General features: G+C 69.4%; 30 protein-coding genes. 17 read left to right on the forward strand and 13 right to left on the reverse strand.

Features of this window, described 5'->3' with window-relative positions:
- Nucleotides 1–19: 19 nt before the first annotated feature.
- A complete protein-coding gene (locus QUC20_RS09025; RefSeq protein WP_289329644.1) occupies nucleotides 20–1,528 on the forward strand; it encodes a DHA2 family efflux MFS transporter permease subunit in 1,509 nt (502 codons plus the stop codon).
- Between the two features lie 86 nt (nucleotides 1,529–1,614).
- On the opposite strand, the gene QUC20_RS09030 is transcribed toward QUC20_RS09025, so the two are convergent.
- Nucleotides 1,615–1,740, reverse strand: a complete 126-nt coding sequence (locus QUC20_RS09030; protein ID WP_258524557.1) for a hypothetical protein — start codon at nucleotides 1,738–1,740, stop codon at nucleotides 1,615–1,617.
- A gap of 89 nt (nucleotides 1,741–1,829) precedes the next feature.
- Between QUC20_RS09030 and QUC20_RS09035 the strand changes: the two genes are divergently transcribed.
- Nucleotides 1,830–2,378: a type 1 glutamine amidotransferase domain-containing protein gene (locus QUC20_RS09035; protein ID WP_120262473.1), complete on the forward strand. Its 549-nt coding sequence runs from the start codon at nucleotides 1,830–1,832 to the stop codon at nucleotides 2,376–2,378.
- Between the two features lie 48 nt (nucleotides 2,379–2,426).
- Here the strand turns inward: QUC20_RS09035 and QUC20_RS09040 are convergent, their stop codons facing one another.
- A complete protein-coding gene (locus QUC20_RS09040) occupies nucleotides 2,427–3,341 on the reverse strand; it encodes an alcohol dehydrogenase catalytic domain-containing protein (RefSeq protein WP_289329645.1) in 915 nt (304 codons plus the stop codon).
- Between the two features lie 167 nt (nucleotides 3,342–3,508).
- On the opposite strand from QUC20_RS09040, the gene QUC20_RS09045 reads away from it, so the two are divergent.
- A complete protein-coding gene (locus QUC20_RS09045; protein WP_120262471.1) occupies nucleotides 3,509–3,907 on the forward strand; it encodes a glucose-6-phosphate dehydrogenase in 399 nt (132 codons plus the stop codon).
- Nucleotides 3,908–3,911: 4 nt separating this feature from the next.
- Complete coding sequence (locus QUC20_RS09050) at nucleotides 3,912–4,271, forward strand: hypothetical protein (RefSeq protein ID WP_289329646.1); 360 nt, start codon at nucleotides 3,912–3,914, stop codon at nucleotides 4,269–4,271.
- Nucleotides 4,272–4,299: 28 nt separating this feature from the next.
- Here QUC20_RS09050 and QUC20_RS09055 read toward each other — a convergent pair whose 3' ends face one another.
- Nucleotides 4,300–4,560 carry a hypothetical protein gene (locus tag QUC20_RS09055; RefSeq protein WP_289329647.1) on the reverse strand — a complete coding sequence of 87 codons (261 nt, stop codon included), beginning with the start codon at nucleotides 4,558–4,560 and terminating at the stop codon, nucleotides 4,300–4,302.
- Between the two features lie 191 nt (nucleotides 4,561–4,751).
- On the opposite strand from QUC20_RS09055, the gene QUC20_RS09060 reads away from it, so the two are divergent.
- Both QUC20_RS09060 and QUC20_RS09065 read left to right on the forward strand, forming a co-directional pair.
- A complete protein-coding gene (locus QUC20_RS09060; RefSeq protein WP_289329648.1) occupies nucleotides 4,752–5,114 on the forward strand; it encodes a hypothetical protein in 363 nt (120 codons plus the stop codon).
- Nucleotides 5,115–5,179: 65 nt separating this feature from the next.
- Nucleotides 5,180–6,220 (forward strand): zinc-binding dehydrogenase, encoded by a 1,041-nt coding sequence (locus QUC20_RS09065; RefSeq protein ID WP_289329649.1) that lies wholly within the window; start codon nucleotides 5,180–5,182, stop codon nucleotides 6,218–6,220.
- Between the two features lie 84 nt (nucleotides 6,221–6,304).
- On the opposite strand, the gene QUC20_RS09070 is transcribed toward QUC20_RS09065, so the two are convergent.
- The 3 genes from QUC20_RS09070 to ychF form a co-directional block, all read right to left on the reverse strand.
- A complete protein-coding gene (locus QUC20_RS09070; RefSeq protein WP_112614998.1) occupies nucleotides 6,305–6,844 on the reverse strand; it encodes a Dps family protein in 540 nt (179 codons plus the stop codon).
- 107 nt (nucleotides 6,845–6,951) lie between these two features.
- Nucleotides 6,952–7,551 carry a hypothetical protein gene (locus tag QUC20_RS09075; RefSeq protein WP_289329650.1) on the reverse strand — a complete coding sequence of 200 codons (600 nt, stop codon included), beginning with the start codon at nucleotides 7,549–7,551 and terminating at the stop codon, nucleotides 6,952–6,954.
- Nucleotides 7,552–7,995: 444 nt separating this feature from the next.
- The gene (gene ychF / locus QUC20_RS09080; protein WP_289329651.1) at nucleotides 7,996–9,075 is read right to left on the reverse strand and encodes a redox-regulated ATPase YchF; all 1,080 of its coding nucleotides are present in this window, start codon (nucleotides 9,073–9,075) and stop codon (nucleotides 7,996–7,998) included.
- Nucleotides 9,076–9,184: 109 nt separating this feature from the next.
- Here ychF and QUC20_RS09085 point away from each other — a divergent pair, with 109 nt between their 5' ends.
- Nucleotides 9,185–9,781, forward strand: a complete 597-nt coding sequence (locus QUC20_RS09085; protein ID WP_120262458.1) for an exonuclease domain-containing protein — start codon at nucleotides 9,185–9,187, stop codon at nucleotides 9,779–9,781.
- Between the two features lie 73 nt (nucleotides 9,782–9,854).
- Nucleotides 9,855–11,282, forward strand: a complete 1,428-nt coding sequence (locus tag QUC20_RS09090) for an HNH endonuclease signature motif containing protein (RefSeq protein ID WP_289329652.1) — start codon at nucleotides 9,855–9,857, stop codon at nucleotides 11,280–11,282.
- Nucleotides 11,283–11,582: 300 nt separating this feature from the next.
- On the opposite strand, the gene QUC20_RS09095 is transcribed toward QUC20_RS09090, so the two are convergent.
- Nucleotides 11,583–12,245 carry a DUF6226 family protein gene (locus tag QUC20_RS09095; protein ID WP_289329653.1) on the reverse strand — a complete coding sequence of 221 codons (663 nt, stop codon included), beginning with the start codon at nucleotides 12,243–12,245 and terminating at the stop codon, nucleotides 11,583–11,585.
- Nucleotides 12,246–12,341: 96 nt separating this feature from the next.
- Here QUC20_RS09095 and QUC20_RS09100 point away from each other — a divergent pair, with 96 nt between their 5' ends.
- Nucleotides 12,342–13,589, forward strand: a complete 1,248-nt coding sequence (locus QUC20_RS09100) for a DNA recombination protein RmuC (protein WP_120262455.1) — start codon at nucleotides 12,342–12,344, stop codon at nucleotides 13,587–13,589.
- 23 nt (nucleotides 13,590–13,612) lie between these two features.
- On the opposite strand, the gene QUC20_RS09105 is transcribed toward QUC20_RS09100, so the two are convergent.
- Complete coding sequence (locus QUC20_RS09105) at nucleotides 13,613–13,795, reverse strand: hypothetical protein (RefSeq protein WP_023950432.1); 183 nt, start codon at nucleotides 13,793–13,795, stop codon at nucleotides 13,613–13,615.
- Between the two features lie 131 nt (nucleotides 13,796–13,926).
- Entirely contained in the window at nucleotides 13,927–14,916 is a 990-nt protein-coding gene (gene glpX, locus QUC20_RS09110; protein WP_036304839.1) for a class II fructose-bisphosphatase, read from the reverse strand.
- Between the two features lie 210 nt (nucleotides 14,917–15,126).
- On the opposite strand from glpX, the gene fbaA reads away from it, so the two are divergent.
- Nucleotides 15,127–16,155: a class II fructose-bisphosphate aldolase gene (gene fbaA / locus QUC20_RS09115; RefSeq protein WP_289329654.1), complete on the forward strand. Its 1,029-nt coding sequence runs from the start codon at nucleotides 15,127–15,129 to the stop codon at nucleotides 16,153–16,155.
- Between the two features lie 69 nt (nucleotides 16,156–16,224).
- Here the strand turns inward: fbaA and QUC20_RS09120 are convergent, their stop codons facing one another.
- Nucleotides 16,225–16,809: a DUF6264 family protein gene (locus QUC20_RS09120; protein ID WP_289329655.1), complete on the reverse strand. Its 585-nt coding sequence runs from the start codon at nucleotides 16,807–16,809 to the stop codon at nucleotides 16,225–16,227.
- Nucleotides 16,806–17,864 (reverse strand): 4-hydroxy-3-methylbut-2-enyl diphosphate reductase, encoded by a 1,059-nt coding sequence (locus tag QUC20_RS09125; RefSeq protein WP_289329656.1) that lies wholly within the window; start codon nucleotides 17,862–17,864, stop codon nucleotides 16,806–16,808. Before QUC20_RS09125 ends, QUC20_RS09120 begins: the two co-directional genes overlap by 4 nt.
- 58 nt (nucleotides 17,865–17,922) lie before the next feature.
- Between QUC20_RS09125 and xseA the strand changes: the two genes are divergently transcribed.
- Genes xseA through QUC20_RS09160 form a run of 7 tightly spaced genes read left to right on the forward strand, consistent with a single transcriptional unit; the run spans nucleotide 17,923 to nucleotide 23,852 of the window.
- Nucleotides 17,923–19,233, forward strand: coding sequence for an exodeoxyribonuclease VII large subunit (gene xseA / locus QUC20_RS09130; RefSeq protein WP_120262450.1), 1,311 nt, complete (start codon nucleotides 17,923–17,925; stop codon nucleotides 19,231–19,233).
- Between the two features lie 10 nt (nucleotides 19,234–19,243).
- Nucleotides 19,244–19,477 (forward strand): exodeoxyribonuclease VII small subunit, encoded by a 234-nt coding sequence (locus tag QUC20_RS09135; protein ID WP_289329657.1) that lies wholly within the window; start codon nucleotides 19,244–19,246, stop codon nucleotides 19,475–19,477.
- Nucleotides 19,477–20,118: a DUF4245 family protein gene (locus QUC20_RS09140; protein WP_289329658.1), complete on the forward strand. Its 642-nt coding sequence runs from the start codon at nucleotides 19,477–19,479 to the stop codon at nucleotides 20,116–20,118. The genes QUC20_RS09135 and QUC20_RS09140 overlap by 1 nt, the downstream gene beginning before the upstream one ends.
- A complete protein-coding gene (locus QUC20_RS09145; protein ID WP_120262448.1) occupies nucleotides 20,115–20,792 on the forward strand; it encodes a carbonic anhydrase in 678 nt (225 codons plus the stop codon). The genes QUC20_RS09140 and QUC20_RS09145 overlap by 4 nt, the downstream gene beginning before the upstream one ends.
- A gap of 30 nt (nucleotides 20,793–20,822) precedes the next feature.
- Nucleotides 20,823–22,217, forward strand: a complete 1,395-nt coding sequence (locus QUC20_RS09150; protein WP_289329659.1) for a class II fumarate hydratase — start codon at nucleotides 20,823–20,825, stop codon at nucleotides 22,215–22,217.
- A gap of 10 nt (nucleotides 22,218–22,227) precedes the next feature.
- Nucleotides 22,228–23,202: a sensor histidine kinase gene (locus tag QUC20_RS09155; protein ID WP_289329660.1), complete on the forward strand. Its 975-nt coding sequence runs from the start codon at nucleotides 22,228–22,230 to the stop codon at nucleotides 23,200–23,202.
- Entirely contained in the window at nucleotides 23,199–23,852 is a 654-nt protein-coding gene (locus QUC20_RS09160; RefSeq protein ID WP_120262446.1) for a response regulator transcription factor, read from the forward strand. The genes QUC20_RS09155 and QUC20_RS09160 overlap by 4 nt, the downstream gene beginning before the upstream one ends.
- Before the next feature lie 45 nt (nucleotides 23,853–23,897).
- Here the strand turns inward: QUC20_RS09160 and phoH2 are convergent, their stop codons facing one another.
- Nucleotides 23,898–25,253: an RNA 5'-3' helicase PhoH2 gene (phoH2, locus tag QUC20_RS09165; protein ID WP_434543634.1), complete on the reverse strand. Its 1,356-nt coding sequence runs from the start codon at nucleotides 25,251–25,253 to the stop codon at nucleotides 23,898–23,900.
- Between the two features lie 191 nt (nucleotides 25,254–25,444).
- Entirely contained in the window at nucleotides 25,445–26,221 is a 777-nt protein-coding gene (locus QUC20_RS09170) for an isoprenyl transferase (protein WP_120262445.1), read from the reverse strand.
- Nucleotides 26,222–26,285 lie beyond the last annotated feature (64 nt).

A 26,285-nucleotide genomic window follows, 5' to 3' on the forward strand; every position in this document is an offset into this window, starting at 1 on the left:
TCCGACCGAGGAGTTGCCCATGGCCGTCGCGCCGTCGTCCACCACCGCATCCACATCGACTGCACCGCCCGCCCCGCCTACGGTCGTCACGGCCGAGGCGAACCGTGTGATCTGGCTCCTGCTCGTCGCCGCATTCGTCGCCATCCTCAACGAGACGACGATGGGCGTCGCGATCCCCCATCTCATCGCAGACTTCCAGATCACCGCCGTGGCGGCGCAGTGGCTCACGACCGCGTTCATGCTCACGATGGCCGTCGTCATCCCGATCACAGGCTTCCTGCTGCAGCGTCTGACGACGCGCGCGGTGTTCACGGCCGCGATGAGCCTCTTCTCGACCGGAACGCTCATCGCCGTCCTCGCGCCCGGTTTCGAGTTCCTCCTCGTCGCTCGCGTCGTGCAGGCTTCGGGCACGGCGATCATGATGCCGCTGCTCATGACGACCCTGATGACGGTCGTCCCGCCGCACGCCCGGGGCCGCATGATGGGCCGCGTCAGCATCGTCATGTCGCTCGCGCCGGCGATCGGGCCGACTCTCTCCGGGTTCCTCCTCGACACGCTCAGCTGGCGCTGGATCTTCGCTGTCGTCCTCCCGATCGCCCTCATCTCGTTGGCGATCGGTGTCCGGTGGATCCACAACCTCGGCGAAACGCGCCGCGCTCCCCTCGATGTCCTCTCCGTCGTGCTGTCGGCGTTCGGCTTCGGCGGCCTCGTGTTCGGGCTCAGCCAGATCGGGGCAGGCGGCCACGGCGGCGGGGATGCCGCGGCTGCCGCTCCGGCGTCCAATCTGCCGCTGATCATCGCGCTCACGGTCGGAGTCCTCTCGCTGGGTGCCTTCGTCTGGCGTCAGCTCGCACTGCAGCGCTCCGACGAGGCGCTGCTCGACCTCCGGGTGTTCCGCTCCGCCAACTTCTCGCTGTCGGTCGCTCAGCTGGCGGTCATGTCGATGGCGTTCTTCGGTGCCATCACCCTGCTGCCGCTGTACATGCAGAACGTCCTCGGCCTCTCCGCGCTCGAGTCCGGGCTCGTCGTCCTGCCGGGCTCGCTCGCGATGGGCATCGCCGGGCCGTTCATCGGCCGAATCTACGACCGATGGGGCACGCGGGTGCTCCTCGTTCCCGGCGCCGTGATCGTCACCGGCATCCTGTGGACCTTCACCACCCTCACCGAGAACACCTCGGTCTGGCTGCTGCTGTCGCTGCAGACCCTGCTCTCACTGGGGCTGGCGATGTCGTTCACTCCGCTCTTCACCGCCTCGCTCGGTTCGCTCCAGCCGCGGTTCTACTCGTACGGAAGCGCGATCGTCTCCACCGTGCAGCAGGTCGCAGGCGCCGCGGGCATCGCCCTGCTCATCACCGTGATGGCCGCCGCAGAGGCCGGAGCGATCGAACCCGGAACCACCGCCGCAGGCGCGGCGGGTGCGCGCGCCGCGTTCCTCGTGGCCGCGATCATCGCGTCGCCCCTGATCATCGGGGCATTCCTCATCCGCAAGCCGGCCGACAGCCCCGAGGGCGCGCCCGCCGCGCACTGAGCGTCATCGGCTCCGCAAGCCTGACACGACGAAGCCGCCGCGTGCATCATGCACCGGCGGCTTCGTCGTACGCCTCGCGGCGACGTTCAGGAGGTCGAGCAGCATCCCCCGCCGCAGCAGGAGCCTGCGTCGTCGTTCGCGGTGACCAGCAGGTTCTTCTCATCGGGAACCGGCTGCAGTGTCTGAGGCTGGGGCGTGGATGCTGTGGACATATCGCCATCGTAACCCCGCAGCGGACCATGGGTCGCCGAGCCTGTCAAGCGCGTCGCAGCGCCCGACGGCCACGCGTAGCGTCGGGCCCATGAGCACTCTCGATGGCAAGAAGATCGCATTCCTGGCAACCGACGGCTTCGAAGACAGTGAGCTGACCTCGCCGTGGCAGGCTGTCTCCGACGCCGGCGCGACGGTCGTCCTCATCGCTCCCGAGTCGGGCGAGATCACCGGCAAGAACGGCCACACCCAGAAGGTCGACGCAGTCACCTCCGACGCCGAAGCCGACGAATACGACGCCCTCGTCCTGCCGGGCGGAGTCGTCAACGCCGACAACCTTCGGCTCGACGCGAACGCTGTCGACTTCGCGCGCTCGTTCTTCGAGCAGCACAAGCCTGTCGGCGCCATCTGCCACGCAGCATGGATCCTCACCGAGGCCGATGTCCTGCGCGGGCGCACGCTGACGAGCTTCCCGAGTCTGCGCACCGATCTCGTGAACGCGGGCGCGACGTGGGTCGACGAGGAGGTCGTCGTCGATCAGGGACTCGTCTCGAGCCGCACTCCCGACGACCTGCCCGCCTTCAACGCGAAGGTGGTCGAGGAGATCAGCGAGGGCAAGCACTCGGGTCAGACCGCCTGAGCCGTCCCGCCCCGGCCGCCGACGCGGCATCCGATCGCCCCCGTGAGCTCATGCTCCGGGGGCGATCGCCACGCGCAGGTGGCGACCGCTGCGCGCGAGTTCGATCGCGTCGTCGAGGCGGTCGAGGGGCAACGGCGCCGACACGAGGTCGGCGAACGGGTAGCGCCGGGTGCTGGGCGCGCGCATGAATGCGACGGCCGCTTCCAGATCGGACGCTGTCAGCGCGCCGGCTCGGACGACATGCTCTCGTGAGCCGTCATCGGGCATCGAGAACCGTGCGCTCACGTCGGTCTCGAGGATGCGCCGCGGTGAGAGCACCGCCCCGAAACGCCCGGCGCCGGCGCGCACGCGCGGATCGGGCGAAGCCAGCTGCGGCCGCCCGCCTGCCTCCGCGATCATCGCGGCCAGCACGAGAGGGTCGGCGCCGGTGCCCGCGATCGTCACGACGAGTTCCTCGGGATCGCCTGTCGCCTCGATCTGCCGAACGACCGCGGCCGCGCGCGAGACGGCACCGGGCACCGGGGCGAGGATGCAGGCCGGGAGCACCTCGCCCACCCGGACGATCGGCGTGCCCGCCGCGAGGTGGACGTGCGTCGCGAAGCCGCCCACGAGCTCGCGGTGCGCGCCGATGCGCTCGTGCCGTCCGGCCGCGCTCACGACGCGTTCGCCGAGCTCGAGTGGGACGCCGTCCGCGGCGGCGACGATGCCGCCGAGAGCAGCGACGCGGCCGACGAACTCGCTGCCGAGCACGGTCGGCACCGGGCACGGCTCATCTCCGTCTGTGATGGCGAGGTCGTCCTCGGTGATGGCGACGAGGTCGATGCGCACCAACACGTCGCCGCGACCCAGCGCGACGCCGGGCACGGCGATCGTCTCCTGATCACGGCCGGGGCCCATCCATGCGCGCGCCAACGCGGCGGGTCGAAGAAGCACGTCCAGCGGTGCCGGGGTCGCCATTGCCATTCGGGCCCTCTCGCCGGTGGTGACTCCCTCACTGTCGCAAAGGCGTACCGGCCCTGAGCACGGCGGCGCACCTCGTTCGGCGAATGTTCACCCGATGGTGGGCGGACCGCCTCCCCGGGGCCGCGGGTACGCTGGAATCCGGCGCGCGAGTGCCGGAGAGGACCACCATGAGAATCGTCGACTCGGCCGACTGGCGCGATCGCCTCACCTACGAGACGCCTTACCGCGTCGCCGACGTCATGCCGGGTGATCCTGCGCGTTGCGCCGCATGCCCTGCTGATGCCGGAGCTCACGACCGCGACCACCTGTGGGCGGTCAAGCACCGCCACCCGACCAACCACGGCGGCTTCGTCCGGTTCTACTGCGAGGCACACGTGCCCGAGCGCAAGCAGCCCGTCGCCGCTGTCACGCGTCCGGCCCCCGCTCGGCGCGCCGCACCTCGTGCCGCCACGGCGCGCACGCCGAAGGCGCCCGCTCCCTCGGACGTCGTCCGCGCGATGTGCCCGGACTGCTTCGTCGAGGTGTCGGCCGCCGGCGAGTGCGGCATCTGCGGCATCCGGATCTGATCGGGTGAGCGACCCGGCCCCGGCGGACTATCCGACCGCCCTGTGGTGCCGCTCGCGCCGCGGGTCGGCGCTGTGCACGCGTCCGCGCGGTCATGCCGGACTGCACAACCGCCTGGGCACGTCGCAGATGTGGTCCGACGCGCAGGCCGACCCTCCGAGATGCAGCGGCAGCGGCGCGCCCGCCGAACCGGCACGACCCGTGTCGGGCGGGTTCCCTTTCGGACGGGGGCTTTGCCCCGTATGCACGGCGTTCGTCGAGGTGTGCGACGGCCGCCTCGACCGGCACGACGCGTTCCGTGGAACAACGGATGCCGCCGAGGCCACTGCCCGCGCGGAATGGTTCAACGCCGTCGGGTGGAACTGATCCCCCCCTGACCCGCGTCTCGGTGTCGTCAGGCGCCCGCCTCGTCGTCTCGCCACGGCAGATTGAGTTCTTCGGCGGGCACGTCGACGTCCCCGACGTCGTCGGGGCCCCCGGTGCCCGGACGCGCACGCACGAGGTCGTCATCGACGTCGGCGTCGGGACTCGTGGGCGCCTCGTCCTGCTTCTCGCGCGTCTCGGTGTCGCTCGCCGGGCTGTACCGCATGTCCTTGCGCACCGCTTCCGGCTCGGACAGCGGCTCCTGCTCGGCGGTCGGGTCCTGCTGGCTCATGGCGTCTCCCTCGCTCGCGGCGCGCCGATTCCGACGCTCGCGGTCAACGCTAGGCAGGGGCGGCGGCCGAGTCAGGCGCGTTGACCAGCCGCGAACCGCGTGCGATGATCCCACGTCGCTCCGCCCTATCCGATGCCTCTCGCGGACGCAAGTGCGAGGTGCCTGTCGCGTGCACGAGACACAGTGGAGGCATGAGACGAATCACGTACGCAGGCGACACGGTGATCACGACGGACGACGTCGCGGAGGCGCTCGTCGAGCTCACCGCCGCGGTGGCCAACTACGGTCGCGCGGAAGCCGTGCGGATTCCGATCGTGCTCGAGAACGACGGACGCGTCGATGAGGCAGAACTCGTGATCGGCGTCGGCAACGACGTGCTCTCCGCCCCGGTCGACTGGGATGCCGACGAGCCCGACTTCTCCGAGGGTGCCGAACACCTCCGCACGCACGAGAGCTACCCGCAGCGACGCGCCGAAGGGCCCCACCTCTACGCCGTCGACGACGAACCTCCCGCGCAGTGGGACCCCGACCTCGAGGGTTTCCGCGACGCCTGACTTCTCGGGTCACACTCCTCGTGGCCTCCTGCGCGAATAGCCCCGATGGCGTAGCGTGGCCGATCGTGCGAGCGATGGGCATGGACAGCATCCGCGGGCCCGTGGCGGTCCGCGAGGTGGCGGATCCCGTCGTGCCTGCCGACGGCGTCGTGGTGTCGGTGCGAGCTACAGGGCTCTGTCGAAGCGACTGGCACGCCTGGGCGGGCCACGAGGAGATCACCCTGCCCCACACTCCCGGGCACGAGTTCTCGGGTGTCATCTCCGACATCGGGACGGATGTCGAGGGCTGGCAGATCGGTGACCGCGTCACTACGCCGTTCGTCATCGGATGCGGTCGCTGCGAATGGTGCGCGGGCGGCGATGCCCAGGTCTGCCCGAACCAGCGGCAGCCGGGCTTCACCTACGCCGGGTCGTTCGCCGAGCGCGTGGTCGTGCCCGCTGCAGACATCAACCTCGTCGGCATCCCCGATGGTGTCTCGTTCGAGGCCGCAGCAGCGCTCGGATGCCGCTTCGCCACCGCCTACCGGGCGCTGATCTCGCGGGCCGCGTTGAGTGGCGGCGAGTGGATCACGATCGTCGGCGCGGGCGGGGTGGGCCTGAGCGCGGTGATGATCGCGCGAGCGCTCGGTGCGCGCGTCGTCGCGGTCGACCGCTCTCCCGCCGCCGTAGAGACGGCGGCGGAACTCGGCGCGGAGCATGTTCTCGCCGCAGACGGTCGCGACATCCCCGCACTCGTACACGAGCTGACCGGTGGCGGCAGCCACGTCTCCGTCGACGCCGTGGGGAGCGAGCAGACCGCATCCGATGCGATCCTCAGCCTTCGCCGCCGGGGACGTCATGTGCAGATCGGGCTGCTGCCCTCGGCATCCGGCCGCAGCGCCGCTCCCCTGGCCCGCGTCATCGCCTGGGAGCTCGATCTGCTCGGCAGCCACGGCATGGCGGCGGTGGACTACCCCGGGATGATGGCACTGATCGGCGACGGCAGTCTGCGCCCGCAGGACCTCGTGCAGCGGGTCGTCGGGCTGGAGGAAGGTGCGCGATTGCTTCCGGACATGGACAGCTCGCCGGCGGCGGGCATGACGATGATCGACCCGCAGCTGATCTGACGCACGGCACGCGGAGACCCCACCCGGACCTGGTGGTCGCGGGCGGGGTCTTCGTCGCCGGTTCTGCCCGGCCGGGGCTTTCGCTCAGCCCTGGGGCTTGCGGTTCTCGGCGCTGACCATCCAGGCGAGCTGCTCGAGACGCTCGAGGATCGAGTGCAGGATGTCGGCGGTCGTCGGGTCCTCTTCGTCGACCTCGTCGTGAACGTCGCGGCACGTCCCGATCGTCGCCTCGAGGCGCTCGGTGATCAGATCGATGACCTCGGCGGTGTCGATCTCGCCCTGCGGGAACTCCGGCAGCGTCGTCGTCTCGGCGACCGTGTCGCTGCGGCCGTCCGGGAGGGCGTGCAAGGCACGCATGCGCTCGGCGACCGTGTCGGCGAACTCGCGCGCGGCGTCGATGATCTCGTCGAGCTGAAGGTGGGTGTCGCGGAAGTTGCGTCCGACGACGTTCCAGTGCGCCTGCTTGCCCTGGAGCGACAGCTCGATGAGGTCGACGAGCACCTTCTGGGTGTTCTCGCTGAGCTTCTGCGAAGCGCGGAAACCGCTCTCGGCGTTCTGCTCGTTCGTCAGACCGGCACCGGAAGCGCGGCGCTTGTTACGCGTGGTGGTGGTGTTCGTGGCCATGGTGTTGCCTCCTCGAGTCGAGATGACGTCCACGCTAGGCAGGACGGCGCGGCGGCGCCCACCGGTTGATGGATCGCCCGGAGGCTGGTACGGGGCGTGCGCCCCCCTTACGTCGCCGATTCGGCCCTTTGCAGGCGGTGCCCGCTGGTTAGGTGCCACCGACGACCGTCGGCATCGGTGAACGCCACCGATTGGACGTAGTACGGGTCGTCTCGGGGGCCACCGGCATGGTTGTAGTCGGCGCCGAAGTGGGGGAAATAGTGCTCGGGCACATCCCAGTCCGTCTTGCTGTTTCGGCTCGCGACAGTCGTATCTCCCGGGTATACAACCGGTATATGACACTCTTCCTTCGCAAACCACTGCTTCTTCGCACTGCTCCAGCCGCGGCTGAGAATACGGACATCGCTGACGGGACGGTCCGAGCTGTTACGAATGAGCAGGACACCGTGGATGGGGGCGCCTGCCCTCGATGAATCCGTGATCACGATCATCGACACCCAGATCTTACTGGCCTGCTCTCGTTCGATTTTCTCGGCGTCGCGGCGATGCGCGGCGGCCGCATCCTTCGACGCCTTCTCACTGAGCGCGTTGGCGACCCGCGAGGACTCGACGGCGCGTCGCGCTGCCGAACTCGACACCCACGCGAGAGCGAGCGTGCCCAGGCCGACAACGACCTGCACCCAGAACATCGGCCAGTCAGTAGTCATGGCATTCCTTCTTCAGCGCATTCCGCGGAGCGGTCGGTGGCCCCGACGCGAGACAACGATGGATGAGATTCGTTGTCGACTGTACGAGCAGACAGAAAGGAGGCTGCGAACGGGACTGACGGCAGGGACTGAGAGTTCTCGTCGATACATCTCGTGATCGGTCCCGGTGTTTCGCGATTTCTCGCGGCAAAGAGACTCAGGGAAACCGTGCGCCATGAAACAAGGCATAGGACGCACCCACGAGCGAAAATCAACCGTTTGATCGATACGCGTCGTACTTATAGCTCCGAAGGGGCATGGGATGACGAGGTTTCACCCGGTGAAGCGGAGCAGCCACGTGGCGAGCAGAATGATGATCGCTGGCAGTACCCTTGCCCACCGAGCTGCACGTCGTGCCTCACGGCGCTCCACCTCGCCAGGTTGGCAGAAGTGGAGCGAGCAGGACTACACGTTGAAGCGGAACTCCACGACGTCGCCGTCCTGCATGACGTAGTCCTTGCCCTCGAGGCGCGCCTTGCCCTTGGCGCGGGCCTCGGCCACGGAGCCTGTCGCGACGAGGTCCTCGAACGAGATGACCTCGGCCTTGATGAAGCCCTTCTCGAAGTCGGTGTGGATCACGCCGGCGGCCTGCGGAGCCTTCCAGCCCTTGCCGATCGTCCAGGCGCGTGCTTCCTTCGGACCCGCGGTGAGGTAGGTCTGCAGGCCCAGCGTGTCGAACCCGATGCGAGCGAGCTGGTCGAGGCCCGACTCGTCCTGACCGGTCGAGGCGAGCAGCTCGGCGGCTTCCTCGGGGTCGAGGTCGATGAGCTCCGACTCGATCTTCGCGTCGAGGAACACCGCCTGTGCAGGCGCGACGAGCGCGGCGAGTTCCGCCTTGCGCGCGTCATCCGTGAGAACCGCCTCGTCGACGTTGAAGACGAAGATGAACGGCTTGGCCGTCAGCAGACCGAGCTCCTTGATGGGCGCCAGGTCGATCTTGGAGGCGGCTCCCGACAGCAGCTCGCCACGCTGCAGCGCATCCTGCGCCGCCTTGGCGGCCTCGAGCACGGAGGGATCGAGCTTCTTGCCGCGAACCTCCTTCTCGTAGCGCGTGATCGCCTTCTCGAGCGTCTGGAGATCCGCGAGCTGCAGCTCGGCGTTGATCGTCTCCATGTCGTTCTGCGGGTTCACCGCGCCTTCGACGTGCACGACGTCGTCGTCGGCGAAGCCGCGCACCACCTGGGCGATCGCGTCGGCCTCGCGGATGTTCGCGAGAAACTGGTTGCCCAGGCCCTCTCCCTCCGACGCACCGCGCACGATGCCGGCGATGTCGACGAAAGATACCGCGGCGGGGAGGATGCGCTCGGAGTGGAAGATCTCGGCCAGCACCTTCAGGCGCGGGTCGGGGAGGTTCACCACGCCGACGTTCGGCTCGATCGTCGCGAACGGGTAGTTCGCTGCGAGAACCTGGTTCTTGGTCAGGGCGTTGAAGAGGGTCGACTTGCCGACGTTGGGCAGTCCTACGATTCCGATGGTGAGAGCCACGGGCATCCAGTCTACGTGGCCCGCCGACATCACCCCCGACCGGTCCGAATCGCCCGGGACGGCGGCGCGCCTCACCGTCGGCTCTCGGGTCGCGGGTGACGCTTGTGACGTGCCCCTGGACTTCACCGCGATCGACTTCGAGACGGCGAACTCCTCCAGCGCGTCGGCATGTTCGGTCGGGCTCGTCCGCGTCCGCGACGGCGAAGTCGTCGCGTCCGACGGTTGGCTGATCCGCCCGCCCTCGGGTCACGACCGCTTCTTCGACATCAACGTCTCGATCCACGGCATCACCGCCGACGCTGTCGAGAGCGCCCCCGGCTGGGTCGCGCAGCTTCCGCGCCTGCTCGACTTCATCGGCGACGACGTGCTCGTGGCACACAACGCCGGATTCGACATGGCCGTCTTGCGCCGCGCTTGCGAGGCCACGGATGCCGCACTGCCCGCGCTCCGCTCGGTGTGCAGCGTGCAGCTCTCGCGCAAGACCTACCAGCTCGATTCCTACCGGTTGCCCCTGGTGGCCGCGGCGGTCGGGTTCCTCGACTTCGCACACCACGACGCCTTGGCGGATGCGCTCGCCTGCGCTCACATCACGATCGACGCGGCTCGCCGGGCCGGTGCGCACGACCTGGTCGAGCTCGCGATGCTCCTGGGCGTGCGCGTGCCCGAGCACGCGCCCATCGGCGCTTCGCTCCTGAGCCCGGCCTGACGGGATCGGTTGAGCCCCTCCGGGATGTGGACAGCGGCCTCCTGATGTCGGAGGTCCATGACAGTATTCGAACATGCATTCGAATGGCCCGCTCGGCCGCGGGATAGGCAGCGACGCAGACGTCGACGCTCTCGCGCAGCTCGTGGCGGATGCCGAGGGTGCGGCGGATGATGCGCGGCTGGCGCAGATCCGTGAGGTTCGGGTGCTCGCCGCCGCCGGCGCGCTAGCCGAGCGGCAGGCTTCTGGCGCGTCCGAGCGCGTGAAGGCGCGGGAGATGGCGTTGCGCGGAATCGCCGCCGAGCTGGCCGGGGTGTTCGTCGCGACCGACCGGACGCTGCAACGCCGGATCGACGAGGCCCGCGACTTGGTGGACAACTACCCGCTCACGATGGCGGCGTGGGAGGCAGGCCGCATCGTCCGCGCTCACGTCCGGGTGATCCAGGAGGTGGGTTGCATCGTCCCGGCGGCAGATCGCGCGGGGTTCGAACGCGTCGCGATCGAGAAGTGCGAAGGCGAGACCCCCAACCGGGTGCGCGACGCACTGCGGATGGTGGCCGAACGCCTGCACCCGCGCTCGTTCACCGAACGGCATCAGGAAGCCGTCGCGGGGCGGTGCGTGCGAGTCCAGCCCGGCCCAGACGGGATGTCGGACCTCATCGCGACGCTGCCGACCGTCATCGCCGACGGAATCGTCGACCGCCTCACCCTGCAAGCGCGAGAGATCATCACCGCCCGCGCGCAGCCCGACGCCCCCGCCGCCCGAGCCGACGCAAACGGCGCTGCTCCCGACATCCCCGCCGCCCGAGCCGACGCAAAAGGCACCGAAACCGATGCTGACACAGCCATCCACGTCGGGTCGTCGTTCGTCGACGACGCCCGCACCATCGACCAGGTCCGCGCAGACGTCTTCAGCGACCTCCTCCTCGCCGGGACACCCTCCCTCGACCCCACCGACGCAGGAGACGGCGACGGGACCCTCGGCGCGATCCGCGCACACGTCCAGGTCAGCGTCTCCGCCCTCACCCTGATGGGCCACGACGAAGGGCCAGCCGATCTCGCGGGACGCTCCCCCATCGACGCGGCCACCGCACGCGAACTCGCCGGCAACACCACCTCCTGGGCCCGGCTGCTCACCCACCCGGTCACCGGGACAGTGCTCGAATGCGACACCTACCGGCCCACGAACGCGATGATCCGGCTCCTGCGGGCACGTGACCGGCACTGCCGGTTCCCCGGATGCCGGCAACCCGCCATCCGCTGCGAACTCGACCACACCATCGCCGCCTCCCACGGAGGGCCGACGCACGTGTGCAACCTCGCGAACCTCTGCAAACGACACCACGACGTCAAACACCACACCCGATGGCACGTACGACAACTCACCGGCGGGAGACTCGTCTGGACCTCACCCACCGGACGGGTCTACCGCCAAGACGCACCCCCACCACTCGTCACCTTCACCGCGACAGACCCACCCGGCCCCGAGACTCCACCGTTCTGACGAGTCCGCCGGTTCGGCGTGCGCCAGTCGCCACCGGTTCGCCGTGCGCGAGTCGCCGCCGGTTCGCTGGCGCGGGCCGCCGATTCGGCGTACGCACGACCGCGGGCTCTGCGGGTGATTCCCCCGCCTCCCGATGACGCGCATTCCGATGGGCTTCCCCTTATGAGCTACGCGACCCCTGCGATCTCAGCGCGACACTCGTGAGCTGCGCGCAACGCGCACCGGCGTCGAGGAATGCGACAGCACGAAGGTGAACTCGCGTCATGGCTCCCGTGATCACAGTGCTCCTCTGGGGAGGAACTACGCACCACCGACCGACGCCCCCTGCGCGCGCGGCCACGGGGCCCACCCGTCCGGTAGGTCGCCGAGCACCGCGCTGGCCCTCGACAGCCGATCCGCCGGGAATTCGTCTACGCGCGATTGGCTGGACCGGCCGCCCTCGGGGTATGTGAAGGCGTGCCGCACCGGAAGCTCGGCACCGGGCACGATGGCCTCGCGGAAGTTCCCGCTCACCACGGCGAACATGTGCTGCTCGAGATCCGTCGCGACAGACCGCCACTCCTCGTCGCACGCATCGCAGCCGCAGTGCGGGTAACGCGCGTCGTGCAGCAGCCCCGAGTGCACCGAGATGCCCGGGTACACGTCGAAGACGACGGTCAGGGTCGCACACCGCGGATCGGACGGGCGGAGGCGCACCGCTCGTACGACGTCCGAGAAGCTCGGCCTGTTCAGGTCTCCGGCGACTGCGACACCCTCATCCACCACGACGTCGTACTCGTCGCGCAGGTGCGTGATGAGTGCGTCGGCGACAGAATGCAAGGGCGCGAAGCGCTCCGGATGCGTATCGACCGAGTACGTGTCTTCGGGCGGCGATCCCGGCCAGCGGTTGCCGTACTCGATGATTCTTCCCTCCGCGTCGCGGAAGACCGGCGCATCGATCTCGGGCCGCACGTAATCGCTCATTCCCGCATCCTCCCGCACCCGCCCCCACGAGACCCGAGAGCGCCGCGCCGCGCGCCGCCTCCAGGCGATGTCGGAACCACCCGGCATCCTGGACACATGGACGCCCCTCTCGTCTTCCTTCTCATCGTCGTCGCTGTCATCGCCGCCGCGGGCGGATGGTTCGCGGGCTCCGCGCGCGCCTCGCGTGACGGGGCAGCCGACCGCGCCCGTCTCGAAGCGCGTGCCGCGGTAGCGGAGGCCGAACGCGACGCGCACGCCGATCAGCTCGAGCGCCAACGCGAACTGCAGCGCGAGATGGGAACCCAAGCGCGACTCGACCAGGCAGCACGCGACGAACGCGAACGCCGAGAGCAAGCGGTGCTGCGCGCACTCGCCCCCGTACAGGAGTCGCTGCAGGCGATGCAGGCCAAGGTCGAACTCCTCGAGCGCGAACGCAGCGAGCAGTTCGGATCCGTCGCCGAGCAGCTGCGACTCGGGCGCGAGACCGACGAGGCTCTGCGATCCACGACCGAGTCGCTCGCCGGCGCCCTCCGCTCGAGCGCCGCCCGCGGTGTTTGGGGCGAAACGCAGCTCCGACGCATCGTCGAGTCGGCGGGGCTCACGCGCTACGTCGACTTCGAGCTGCAGTCCAGCATCTCGTCCGACAGCGGGGCGGGTCGGCCCGATCTGATCGTGCGTCTCCCGGGCGACAAGGCGCTCGCGGTCGACGCGAAGGTGCCCCTCGACTCCTATCTCGAAGCCAGCGCCATCCCCGTCACGGCGCAGGGTGACGACGCCCGGCGCCGCAAGGCGTTGCTGGCCGCGCACGTCAAAGCGGTCCGCGCTCACGTCGATGCGCTGGCGAAGAAGGCCTACTGGCAGGGTCTCAGCTCGAGTCCCGAGTTCGTGGTGTGTTTCATCCCGAGCGAGTCACTCCTCGCTGCGGCTCTCGACGAAGATCCCGCGCTGCTCGACTACGCGTTCAGCCGTCGCGTCGCGCTCGCCTCACCGGTCAACCTGTGGGCGGTGCTGAAGACCGTGGCCTACACCTGGACGCAGCAGGACGTCTCCGACGAGGCCCGGCGCCTGTTCGACCTCGGCAACGAGCTGTATCAGCGGCTCGGCGGCCTCGCATCGCACGCGAACGACCTGCGGCGCGCGATCGAGCGAACGGTCGAGTCCTACAACAAGTTCGTGGGAACGCTCGAGAGCCGGGTGCTCGTGACGGCACGGAAGTTCCCGGGCATCGACGAGACGCGGCTCGAAGCGGCGAACCCGCCCGCGCCGATCGAGACATCGACGCGGATGACGACGGCTCCCGAGCTGCTCAGCGCAGACGTCGGTGAACTGCGTGAGCGGCTGTGAGGACGACCGGAAGAGTCGCCCGGTCAGGCGGGGAACATGTTGACGAGGCCGACGACGGCGACCGACACCGCGACGAAAGCGCCGATCATCCACCACGCGCTCATCTGGTGTCCCTCGGGGTGGCGCCGGCGCAGCAGCACGTCCGGACGTCGCGCGGGGTCGATCGTCACCGCGACCTGACCGGTCGGCGGGTTGTTTGCTGTCATCGACATGGTTCTCCCGGGTGCTGACGTGAGGGTGGTCATCGCCGTTGATACCGGTGCCCATTCTGACAGAGGCTTCCTGGGAGCATCAGTGGTTGACACGCAGTCGTGTCGCGATAGTTACCCGGCCGAACTCAGAGCCACTTCGACGTGAGGTGCTCCGAGGTGATCCGGCGCAACGTTCCCGAGGCGCCACGCAGCACGACGCTCTCGGTGTAGACGTAGTCGCCTTCCCGTCGAACACCCCCGACGAGCTCGCCGTTGGTCACGCCGGTCGCGACGAAGATCGTGTTCTTACCGCGCACGAGATCATCCGCCTCGTACACGTGACCGTCGAGGCTGAGGCCCGCGTCGATGCCGCGCTGCTTCTCATCGTCGTCGCGCGCCCACAGCCGGCCCTGGATGTGGCCGCCGAGAGCCTTGATGGCGCACGCCGTGACGATGCCCTCCGGGCTGCCGCCGATGCCCACGCACATGTCCGTCCGGGCGTTATGCCGTGCGGCGTTGATCCCGCCGGCGACGTCGCCGTCGCTCATCAGTCGCGTCCCCGCGCCGGCATCCCGGATCTCCTGGATCAGCTGCGCGTGGCGAGGCCGGTTCAGGACCGACACCACCAGTTCGTCGACCGGCTTGCCGAGCGCCTTCGCGAGCCGTCGGATGTTCTCGGCGATCGGCAGCCGGATGTCGACGACACCGACGCCCGCCGGCCCCGTGACGAGCTTGTCCATGTAGAACACCGACGAAGCATCGAGCATCGCCCCCCGGTCCGCCACCGCGATCACGGAGAGGGCGTTGTTACGCCCCTCGGCGGTCAATGTGGTGCCGTCGATCGGGTCGACGGCGATATCGGCCTGCGGGCCGCGACCGGTGCCGACCTTCTCGCCGTTGAACAGCATCGGAGCGGCATCCTTCTCGCCCTCGCCGATGACGATCACCCCGTCGAAGTTCACCGTCGTGAGGAACGCCCGCATCGCGTCGACCGCCGCCCCGTCGGCGAGTTCCTTCTGCCCGCGACCGATGAACGGCACCGAACGGATCGCCGCCGCCTCGGTCGCGCGCACGAGTTCGAGCGCGAGGTTACGGTCGGGATGCAGCGGACTCATGTCGGCGGTCAAACTCACCATGGGCCACAGCATAGGTGCGGGCAGGCGCGAGGATCCGCCGCTTTCGGCCGCGCGCCCACGAAGGAATAGGGATTCTTAACGATTCCGTACATCCGGCCGCGCCGCGAACCCGTGGCAACAAGCGGCGTCGTTTCTCCGGCCGCCCCGCGGACGGCGGCAGCGGCCTTCGATAAAGTGGGCTCGGTAACACCGCCGATTTGAGGAGCTCTCATGCCCATCGCCACCCCCGAACAGTACGCAGAGATGCTGGATCGCGCGAAGGCCGGTGGTTTCGCCTACCCCGCCATCAACGCTGCCAGCTCGCAGTCCATCAACGCCGTCCTCCAGGGCCTGACCGAGGCCGGTTCCGACGGCATCATCCAGGTCACGACCGGTGGCGCCGACTACTTCGCCGGACACACCGTCAAGGGTCGCGCGACCGGCGCGCTCGCCTTCGCGAAGTTCGCGCACGAGGTCGCCAAGAACTACCCCATCACGGTCGCGCTCCACACCGACCACTGCCCGAAGCCCGCGCTCGATGACTTCCTGCTGCCGCTCATCTCGGCATCGGAAGAGGCGGTCGCCGACGGCGGCCAGCCGATCTTCCAGTCGCACATGTGGGACGGCTCGGCCGTGCCGCTCGCAGAGAACATCGAGATCGCGAAGGAGCTGCTGCCCCGGATCAAGGCGATCCGCGCCATCCTCGAGGTCGAGATCGGCGTCGTCGGCGGCGAAGAAGACGGTGTCCAGCACGAAGGCTCCAACGACGCCCTCTACACCACGACCGGTGACGTGTCGCAGGTCGTCGACGCCCTCGGTCTCGGCGACCAGGGCCGCTGGATCGCCGCGCTCACATTCGGCAACGTCCACGGCGTCTACAAGCCGGGCAACGTCAAGCTCAAGCCCGAGCTGCTCGGCGAGATCCAGGCCGGCATCGCCTCGAAGTTCGGCACGGGCGAGAAGCCGCTCGACCTCGTCTTCCACGGCGGCAGCGGCTCGACCGACGAAGAGATCGCCCTCGCCGTCGCGAACGGCGTCGTGAAGATGAACATCGACACCGACACCCAGTACGCCTTCACGCGTTCGGTCGCCGGATTCATGTTCCAGAACTACGACGGCGTCCTGAAGGTCGACGGCGAGGTCGGCAACAAGAAGGCTTACGACCCGCGCGCGTGGGGCAAGAAGGCCGAATCCGCGATGGCTGCTCGCGTCGTCGAGGCGACCAAGCAGCTCGGCTCGTTCGGCAAGTCCCAGAGCTGACCACCAGCACGCGAACGACGACGCCCCGCGGATCAGTCCGCGGGGCGTCGTCGTTCGTCCTGGCCCGGATCAGCGGATCGTGGTCAGCCCGTCGAGAACACCGGGGTCCGACAGCAGCGGCGCCGCCAGCAGCAGGCTCACGATCACGAAGGTGACGATGGCGCCGACCAGCGGGATCCACCACGACAGACGGCGCAGCGACAACGACCACCACGACAGCACCGCGGTCAGCAGCCATCCGGCGCCGTAGACCACGGCGGCGGTGACGCCCCAGGCGCGTCCACCGGCGGGGTCGGCGAGCGTCGCGTCGATACCCGCCATATCCATCCACGTCTGCGCGAATCCGGCGAAGTCGACGAGCTGCGGGATCGCGCCCAGCACCGTGACCAGCCCGTAGGCGAGGAGAGCGACCGTGATGACGCGGTCGGCGAGTCGCGACGGACGCGCAGCCGACGTGGTCGGGCGCGGGGACGCGAGCCGCTGTGGCGCGGAGTCGTGGTGATGGGATGCCGCTGAGCCCGCCGGCACCTGCGCCGTCTCGACGACATCGGGGTGCGGCGCCTCTCCGCCGAGTGCCGCGATCCGGGCGCGCTGCTCCTCGGGGGTGGCGTATTCGCCGTACTGCGGGCGAGGGCGTTCCTGGTCGTCCATCATCGACCCCGTCCGCCGCGCGCGCGGGCATCTTGTTTGCCCGCGGCGTCGGTGCGCAGTTCCTTCGGCAGCGAGAACATGAGGTCCTCCTCCGCCGTGCGGATCTCGTCGACGTCGGCATAGCCCGCGTCTGCCAGGCTCGCGAGCACCTGCTGCACGAGCACCTCGGGCACCGACGCGCCGCTCGTGACCCCGACGGTGCGTACGCCCTCGAGCCACTCCTGGCGGATCTCGTCGGCGTAGTCGATGCGGTGAGCAGCGCGCGCGCCGTACTCGAGCGCGACCTCGACGAGCCGCACGCTGTTGGACGAGTTCGCCGACCCCACGACGATGACGAGGTCGGTCTCGGCGGCGATCTTCTTGATCGCGACCTGACGGTTCTGGGTCGCGTAGCAGATGTCGTCCGACGGCGGATCCTGGAGCTCCGGGAACCGGGCGCGCAGGCGACGCACGGTCTCCATCGTCTCGTCGACCGAGAGCGTCGTCTGCGACAGCCACACCACCCGCGAAGGATCGCGGACCACGACGGTGTCGGCGTGCTCGGGAGACGTGACGACCGTGATGTGCTCGGGCGCCTCGCCTGCGGTGCCCTCGACCTCTTCGTGTCCTTCGTGTCCGATGAGCAGGATCTCGCGATCATCGCGCGCGAACCGCACGGCCTCGCGGTGGACCTTCGTCACGAGCGGGCACGTCGCGTCGATCGCCTGCAGGCCCCGGTCCGACGCTGCGGACACGACCGCGGGCGACACGCCGTGCGCGCTGAAGACGACGTGCGCGCCCTCGGGAACGACGTCGACCTCGTCGACGAACACGGCGCCCCGTTCCTCCAGCTCACGAACGACGTGGATGTTGTGCACGATCTGCTTGCGCACGTAGACGGGAGCGCCGAAACGCTCGAGCGCCTTCTCGACGGCGACGACGGCACGGTCGACCCCGGCGCAGTATCCGCGCGGCGCTGCCAGCAGCACCCGCTTGGCGGCGCCCACAGGGATATCCTGGAGACGGCCGTGACGCCCCGGCACGCGGGGAACGGGCAGCCGGACGGCGGGAGTGCTCACTCCTCGATTCTACGAGGCGCATCCTGCCGGCCGCTCGGAACCGGCCGTGAGGAGCCCTATGCCGTCGTTCGAGACCGCGTCCGATCAGGCGCCGCCGCCGGATGCCGTCCACCCCCGCGACTCCTCGCCGCAGACGCCGACGTCGATCTCGCGACTCAACGAGACCATCCGCGACTTCGTGCAGCGGTGGAACGCGGTGTGGGTCGAGGGCGAGATCACCTCGTGGAACCTGCGAGGCGGGCATGTGTTCGGCCGTCTGAAGGATGCCGAAGCGGATGCCGCGCTGTCGTTCCGCCTCTGGTCGAGCACCCTGCAGCGCCTCGGCTCGAACCCGCAGGTCGGTGACCGCGTCGTCGCCTGTGTGAAGAGCGACTACTTCGTGAAGTCGGGCGACTTCTCCTTCACGGTCTCGGCCATGCGCCCGACGGGACTCGGCGACCAGCTCGTCCAGCTCGAGCGGCTCCGCTCCCAGCTGCGAGCGGAGGGGCTCTTCGATCCGTCCCGCAAGAAGGCTCTGCCCTTCCTCCCCCACACCATCGGTCTGATCACGGGCGAGCGCAGCGACGCCGAGCGCGACGTGCACCGCAACGCCGAGTTGCGGTGGCCCCACGTCGCCTTCCGCACGGTGCACGCGGCCGTGCAGGGCGATCGATGCGTGCCCGAGACGATCGCGGCGCTGCGCACCCTCGACGCCGACCCCGAGGTCGACGTCATCATCATCGCCCGCGGCGGAGGCGACCCGCAGACTCTCCTGGGCTTCAGCGACGAGCGGCTGCTCCGCGCCGTGGCGGCGGCCACGACACCCGTCGTCTCGGCCATCGGCCACGAGAACGACCACCCACTGCTCGACGACGTCGCCGACCTGCGCGCGTCGACGCCGACCGATGCCGCCAAGCGCGTCGTGCCCGACGTCGTGGAACAGCGCGCGCTCGTGGAGCAGCTGCGCAGCCGCGCCCGGACCCGATTGACGCAGCGGGTCGCGCACGATCTCGCGCAGCTCGAACAGCTTCGATCGCGGCCCGTGCTGCGCAACCCCGAGTCGCTCATGACGACCCGCGCTCACGAGCTGCACATCCTCACGGCCCGCGGACGCGACATCGTGACGCGTCGCATGGACAGCGCGGGGCACGAGGTCGCTCGGCTCCGCGCGACTCTCCGCGCGCTGTCGCCGGGCGCGACGCTCGATCGCGGCTACGCGATCGCACATCTCGACGCCGGCGTCATCGTCCGTGAGGCGGCCCAGGCGCCGGCGGGCTCGCGCGTGACCGTCACCGTCGGTCGCGGCGCCTTCGCGGCGCGATCCGAGGGCGCCATCGACGACGGCGCCGCGCCCGCGGACGCGGCGGGCGCACCGACGGACCCGTCCTAGAATGGCTGACATGACTCCGCCGGCCGAAGGGCTCTCCGCCGACGTCGAGACCCTCAGCTTCGAACAGGCGCGCGACGAGCTCGTCCGTGTGGTTGCCGAGCTCGAGCAGGGGGCGCCGACTCTCGAGCAGTCGCTCGCCCTCTGGACGCGGGGCGAACAGCTCGCCGCACAATGCGAGGAATGGCTGCTGGGTGCCAAGCGCCGGCTCGACGAAGCGCGCGCGACGCGCGCGGACGACGCGTGATGGCCAAGGGCCCCCGCGTCGTCGCCGAGCTCGGGCGCCCCGAGACCCCCGACGAGACCGCGGCGCGCAAGGCGGCGTCGTCGCAGGTCTACCGATCGAGCCAGAACGTCCGCAACCTGCTGGCCGCCCTCATCGTCACGGTCGCCGTGGTGGCCGTCATCGTCTTCGCCGTGCCTCGCGGCTCGGTACCCGAGCAACCCGGCATCGACGTCGCGGCGGTCGCGAGCGACGTCGGCTCGGGCATCGGCCGGCAGCTCGTCGCGCCGACGGTTCCCGAGACGTGGCGCGTGAACAAGGCCGAGCTCGCCGGAGACGACGTCCAGACCTGGGAGATCGTCTACGCCCCCGCGAGCGGATACGTCAACGTGCAGCAGGCATTCGACGCCGACGCCGGTTGGGCATCACGTCAGATCAGCGGCTCACGAACCACGTCGACCGAGACCATCGACGGGGTGGCGTGGGAAGTCTTCGAGATCCCCGACCCCGCTCGAGCCGGGAACATCTCCTACGCCCTGACGACCCAGGCGGGAGCCGACACGATCCTCGTCTACGGCGGCGGGGCCATCGACGCCGAGACCGTGCGCACCGCCGCGCGCGGCCTCGCGACACAGATCGTCGAACTGCAGGAGGAGACACCATGACGTCGACCGCGGCCGCTCCGGCATCCCCCACTCCCCAGGAAGCCTGGGATGAGATGCGGGCGGGCAACATCCGTTTCGTCGAAGGCACCCCGCGCCACCCCCGTCAGGACGTCGAGCGCCGCCACGAGATCGCCGGCTCGCAGACCCCGCGCGCCGCGCTGTTCGGCTGCTCCGACTCGCGCCTGGCCGCGGAGATCATCTTCGATGAAGGCCTCGGCGACCTTTTCGTGATCCGAAACGCCGGCCAGGTGATCTCCGACTCCGTCGTCGGCAGCCTCGAGTACGCGGTCGCGGTCCTGAACGTCCCGCTCATCGTCGTCCTCGCGCACGACGCGTGCGGCGCCGTGCGCGCCGCGATCGAGAGCACCGGGGTGGACGCTCCCCCGCTGCCGCCGCTCATCTGGCGGCAGATCTCTCCCATCGTGCCCGCCGTCCGCCGCGTGCTGCGGGCCGGGGCCGACTCCGGCATCACCCCCGAGAACGTCGACGCCGAGGTCGTCGGACGCGAGCACCTGCGCGACACGGTCGGGCAGCTGCTGCACGCATCCGAGCTCATCAGCACCGCCGTCGCCGAGGGCCGGCTGGCGATCGTCGGCGCGAACTACCGGCTCGGCGAGGGCGCCGCAGAACCCTCCATCATCCTCGGCGACGTCCACGACGACGCCGCATCCTGACGACATCCCCACCGAGAGAGGAACAACGACGTGACCGACATCGAGTACCGCATCGAGCACGACACCATGGGAGAGGTCCGCGTCCCCAAGGACGCCCTCTACGCCGCGCAGACCCAGCGCGCGGTCGAGAACTTCCCGATTTCGGGCTCCGGACTCGAGTCGAGCCAGATCGCCGCGCTCGCGCGGATCAAGAAGGCCGCCGCGCTCGCCAACAAAGAGCTCGGGACGCTCGACCCCGCCATCGCCGACGCGATCGCCGCCGCCGCCGATGAGGTCGTCACCGGCCGCCACGACGCCCACTTCCCCGTCGACACGTACCAGACCGGCTCGGGTACGTCGTCGAACATGAACATGAACGAGGTGCTCGCCACCCTCGCGACTCGTGCGCTCGGCAGCACGGTGCACCCGAACGATCACGTCAACGCCTCGCAGTCGTCCAACGACGTCTTCCCGACGTCGGTGCACATCGCCGTGACCCAGGCGCTCATCGACGACCTCATCCCCTCGCTCGATCACCTGGCGGTCGCCTTCGAGACCAAGGCGGAGGAGTGGAAGGATGTCGTGAAGTCCGGTCGGACACACCTCATGGACGCGACGCCGGTCACCCTCGGGCAGGAATTCGGCGGATACGCACGCCAGATGCGTCTCGGCATCGAGCGCCTCCAAGCCGTGCTGCCCCGCGTCGGCGAAGTGCCCCTCGGCGGCACCGCCGTCGGGACGGGGATCAACACGCCTCTCGGCTTCCCGCAGAAGGTCATCGAGCTGCTCGCGGCCGAGACCGAGCTGCCGATCACCGAGGCGAAGGACCACTTCGAGGCTCAGGCCAACCGTGACGGTCTCGTCGAGGCGTCGGGGGCCCTTCGCACCATCGCCGTGTCGCTGACGAAGATCAACAACGACATCCGCTGGATGGGCTCGGGCCCGAACACCGGCCTCGGCGAGCTGCACATCCCCGACCTCCAGCCCGGCTCCTCGATCATGCCCGGCAAGGTCAACCCCGTCGTCCCCGAGGCCGTGCTGATGGTGTCGGCGCGGGTCATCGGCAACGACGCGACGGTCGCCTGGGCCGGCGCTTCGGGCTCGTTCGAGCTCAACGTCGCGATCCCCGTCATGGGAACCGCCCTGCTCGAGTCGATCCGCCTGCTCTCGAACGCCGTGCGTGTGCTCGCCGACAAGACGGTGGCCGGCCTGCAGGCGAACGTCGAGCGCGCAGCGGCGTTCGCCGGGATGTCGCCGTCGATCGTCACCCCGCTCAACAAGCTCATCGGGTACGAGGCCGCCGCGAAGATCGCCAAGCACTCCGTCGCGAAGGGCATCACCGTCCGCGAAGCGGTGATCGACCTGGGCTACGTCGAGCGGGGCGAGCTGACCGAAGCGCAGCTCGACGACAAGCTCGACCTGCTCTCGATGACTCACCCTGGTTGATAATCGGAGGGTGAACCCGTCGCGGTCGGAAGCCCGGCGCGCACGCATCCTGGGGATCGTCCTGGTGATCGTGTGCGCCGGCTTCGTCGTCGCCGCGATCGGCTCGCTGCTGGTCTTCCTCCTCGTCGGGGCGCGCCTCCCGTGGGCGGCGGTGCTGGCCTTCGCCCTCGTCGGGCTCGCGACCCTTCTCACCGTGGGGCTCGTCGGGTGGCCCCTGTTGGCGACACCGCCCCGCGAGGCGGCTGCGCAGGATGCCTTCGACGCCGCGGTCGAATCCCAGCGTCGGCTGCTCGACGACGTCCGCCACGAACTGAAAACGCCGATCGCGATCGTGCGCGGGCACCTCGAGCTCGTCGACGCGAGCGACCCGGCCGACGTCGACGCCGTGCGTGAGATCGCGATCGGCGAGCTCGACCGGATGACGCGACTCATCGGCGACATCGATCTTCTCGCCTCCGTGGAGGGCGAACGCTTCACGATGGACGAGGTCGACATCGAGAGCCTCACCCAGAGGGTCGTCGACCTGGTCACCGTGATCCCGGGACACGAATGGGCGGTGGAGTCGACACAGCGCGGCATCATCCACGGCGACGCGGACCGTCTGCTGCAGGCCTGGCTGCAGCTCGCCGACAACGCCGCCAAACACACCCCCGCCGGCACCGCGATCGAGCTCGGCAGCGGTGTCTACGCGGGGGCCTTCCACCTCTGGGTCCGCGACCACGGCCCCGGCATCCCACCGGCTGCCCGACACCGCATCTTCCGCCGCTTCGACCGGGGCGGTCGGCGTCGTTCGGCGGGCGGGTCCGGACTGGGCCTCGCGATCGTCGACGCCATCGCCAAAGGCCACGGCGGCTCCTGCACCGTCACCGAGACACCCGGCGGCGGCGCCACCTTCACCATCACGATCCCGCTCCGCTCGACCCTGCGCCTGCCGGCGCCGGTGCGGGCCGGGGAAGTCGTGCTCCAGCGCAAGGAGATCGGATGACCCGCATCCTGCTCGTCGATGACGAACCCCACATCATCGCCCTCCTCGAGCGCGCCTTGCGCACCGAGAACCTCGAGCCCGTCGTCGCCGAGGACGGTGAGACGGCGCTCGAGCTGCTCGACACCGAGGAGATCGACCTGGTCATCCTCGACGTCGGGCTGCCGGGCATCGACGGCTTCGACGTCCTGCGCCGCATCCGCGCGTCGGGTTCGGCCGTCCCCGTGATCATGCTGACGGCGCGCAGCGGCACGAACGACACCGTCGAGGGCCTGGATGCCGGCGCGAGCGACTACGTGCCCAAGCCGTTCGTCGTGGCTGAGCTCCTCGCCCGGGTGCGGTCGCGCCTGCGCGAGACTCCGGGGCCGGCCACCGTCATCACGCGCGACGGAGTGAGCCTCGACATGCTGACCCGGCGCGCCACGGTCGACGGCCGCGACATCGACCTGTCGGCACGCGAGTTCGCCCTCGCGGAGCAATTCCTCCGCCACGCCGGCGAGGTCCTCAGCCGTGAGACGTTGCTGAGCCGGGTGTGGGAGCTCGACTTCGACCCCGGCTCCAACGTCGTCGACGTGTACGTGCGCTATCTGCGGGGCAAGGTCGGCGCATCCCGCATCGTCACGGTCCGGGGCGAGGGGTACCGCTGGGACTGAGGCCGGCTCCGCACTCTGCGGAACGGAGCCGGCGCGTCCCGTTCCTCAGCTGAGCTCGCCGGCTTCCAACAGGTCGGTGACGAGCGCCGCGATAGCCGAACGCTCCGAGCGCGTGAGCGTCACGTGTCCGAACAGGTCATGGCCCTTGAGCGTCTCGATCACCGATGCGATGCCGTCGTGACGCCCGACCCGGAGGTTGTCGCGCTGGCCGACGTCGTGTGTGAGCACGACACGCGAGTTCTGCCCGATCCGGCTGAGCACCGTCAGCAGGACGTTGCGCTCGAGCGACTGCGCCTCGTCGACGATGACGAACGCGTCGTGCAGCGAACGTCCGCGGATGTGGGTCAGCGGCAGCACCTCGAGCAGCCCGCGGGCGATGATCTCCTCCACGACGTTGCCGGAGACGACCGAACCCAGCGTGTCGAAGATGGCTTGACCCCAGGGGTTCATCTTCTCCTGGGCATCGCCGGGGAGGTACCCGAGCTCCTGGCCACCGACGGCGAAGAGCGGACGGAACACGATGATCTTGCGCTGCTGCTGCCGTTCGAGCACCGACTCCAGCGCCGCGCACAGCGCGAGTGCCGACTTGCCGGTTCCGGCCCGGCCTCCCAGCGACACGATGCCGACATCCGGATCGAGGAGCAGGTCGATCGCGATCCGCTGCTCGGCGGAGCGTCCGTGCAGCCCGAAGACGTCGCGATCACCGCGCACGAGCCGGAACGACCCGGGACCGGTCACCCGCCCGAGGGCCGACCCCCGCTCCGAGTGGATCACGAGCCCGGTGTTCACGGGCACCCCGCGCACCTGGTCGCTCGTGGCGACCTCGCTCTCGTACAGGTCGCTCATCTCGTCGCCCGAGAGATCGATGCCCGCGATGCCGGTCCATCCCGAGTCCACGGCCTGCTCGGCCAGATACTCCTCGGCACTGATGCCGAGCGAGGCAGCTTTGACACGCATCGGAAGGTCCTTCGACACCACCGTGACGGGCTGGCCTTCGTGGGCGAGGTGCATCGCGACGGCGAGGATGCGCGTGTCGTTGTCGCCGAGGCGCATCCCGGCCGGCAGCACCGAGGGATCGGTGTTCGTCAGCTCGACGCGCAGCGTGCCGCCGTCACCAACGGGAACCGGGAAGTCGAGCCGACCGTGCTCGACCCGCAGGTCGTCGAGGTGTCGCAGCGCCTGGCGCGCGAAGTAGCCGATCTCGGGATCGTGCCGCTTGGCTTCGAGTTCGGTGACGACCACGACGGGGACGACGACCGAGTGCTCGGCGAAGCGGAACAACGCTCGCGGATCACTCAGCAGCACCGATGTGTCCAGAACGTAGGTGCGCAGCTCCTGATCGAGGTCGTCACCTCCGTGGTGGATGACGCGACGCTGCTGCTCTGTTGCTCGTGCGGCCACAACCCACTCCCCGCCTCGGGTGTCTCACCCGATTAAGACGAGTCGACCGTGGGTCACGAGTCGTGAGAAGGCCGACTCGAACGGGCGCCGTGCCCGTTGCGACGACAGTACGGCGGGTGACCGGCAGCGGGAGAAACCGACACGCCCACGAACGTTTCGAGACGGTGAACTCTGCGTTGCGGGCGTCGGCGTCAGCCGCCGAAACGACGATCGCGCGTCGCGAAGTCGCGGATCGCGCGCAGGAAGTCCACTTCGCGCAGGTCGGGTCCGAGCGCCTCGACGAAGTAGAACTCGCTGTGCGCGGACTGCCAGAGCAGGAAGTCGCTCAACCGCTGCTCGCCCGAGGTCCGGATGACGAGGTCGGGATCGGCCTGTCCGCCGGTGTAGAGGTGCTCGCCGATCTGCTCCGGGGTCAGGCTCTCCGCGAGCTCTTCCATCGACCCACCCCGCTCGTGGTGGCTCGTGATGATGCTCCGCACGGCATCCACGATCTCGCCGCGCCCGCCGTAGCCGACTGCCAGGTTGACGTGGAGCCCGGTGTTGTCCCGCGTGTGCGCCTCCGCCTTCGCGAGGACCCGCGCGAGGTCATCCGGGAGCTGAGCGGCCCGGCCGACGTGCTGGACGCGCCAACCCGGCTCGTTCGAGAGCGTCTCGGCGAGCTCTGCGATGATCTCAAGCAGGTCGGCGAGCTCGCGCGAGTCGCGCTTGGCGAGATTGTCGTGCGACAGCAGGTACAGCGACACGACGCGGATGCCGAGCTCGTCGCACCAGCGGAGGAACTCGTGCATCTTCGCCGCGCCGGCACGGTGCCCCTCGGCGGGAGTCGGATATCCCGCCTGGCGCGCCCAGCGCCGATTGCCGTCGATCATCATCGCGACGTGATGTGGAACCGTCTCCGGTGTCAGGTGCCGGCGCAGCCGGGACGCATACAGTCGATAGAGGGGTCCTCGTCCGCGGTTCGCAGCCACTCCCCTACGCTACTCCCCGACCTCATGTGAACGCTGGCATACGGCGGCGCGTACGCTCGTCATT

It is taken from the genome of Microbacterium arborescens, from assembly GCF_030369635.1.
GTDB lineage: Bacteria > Actinomycetota > Actinomycetes > Actinomycetales > Microbacteriaceae > Microbacterium.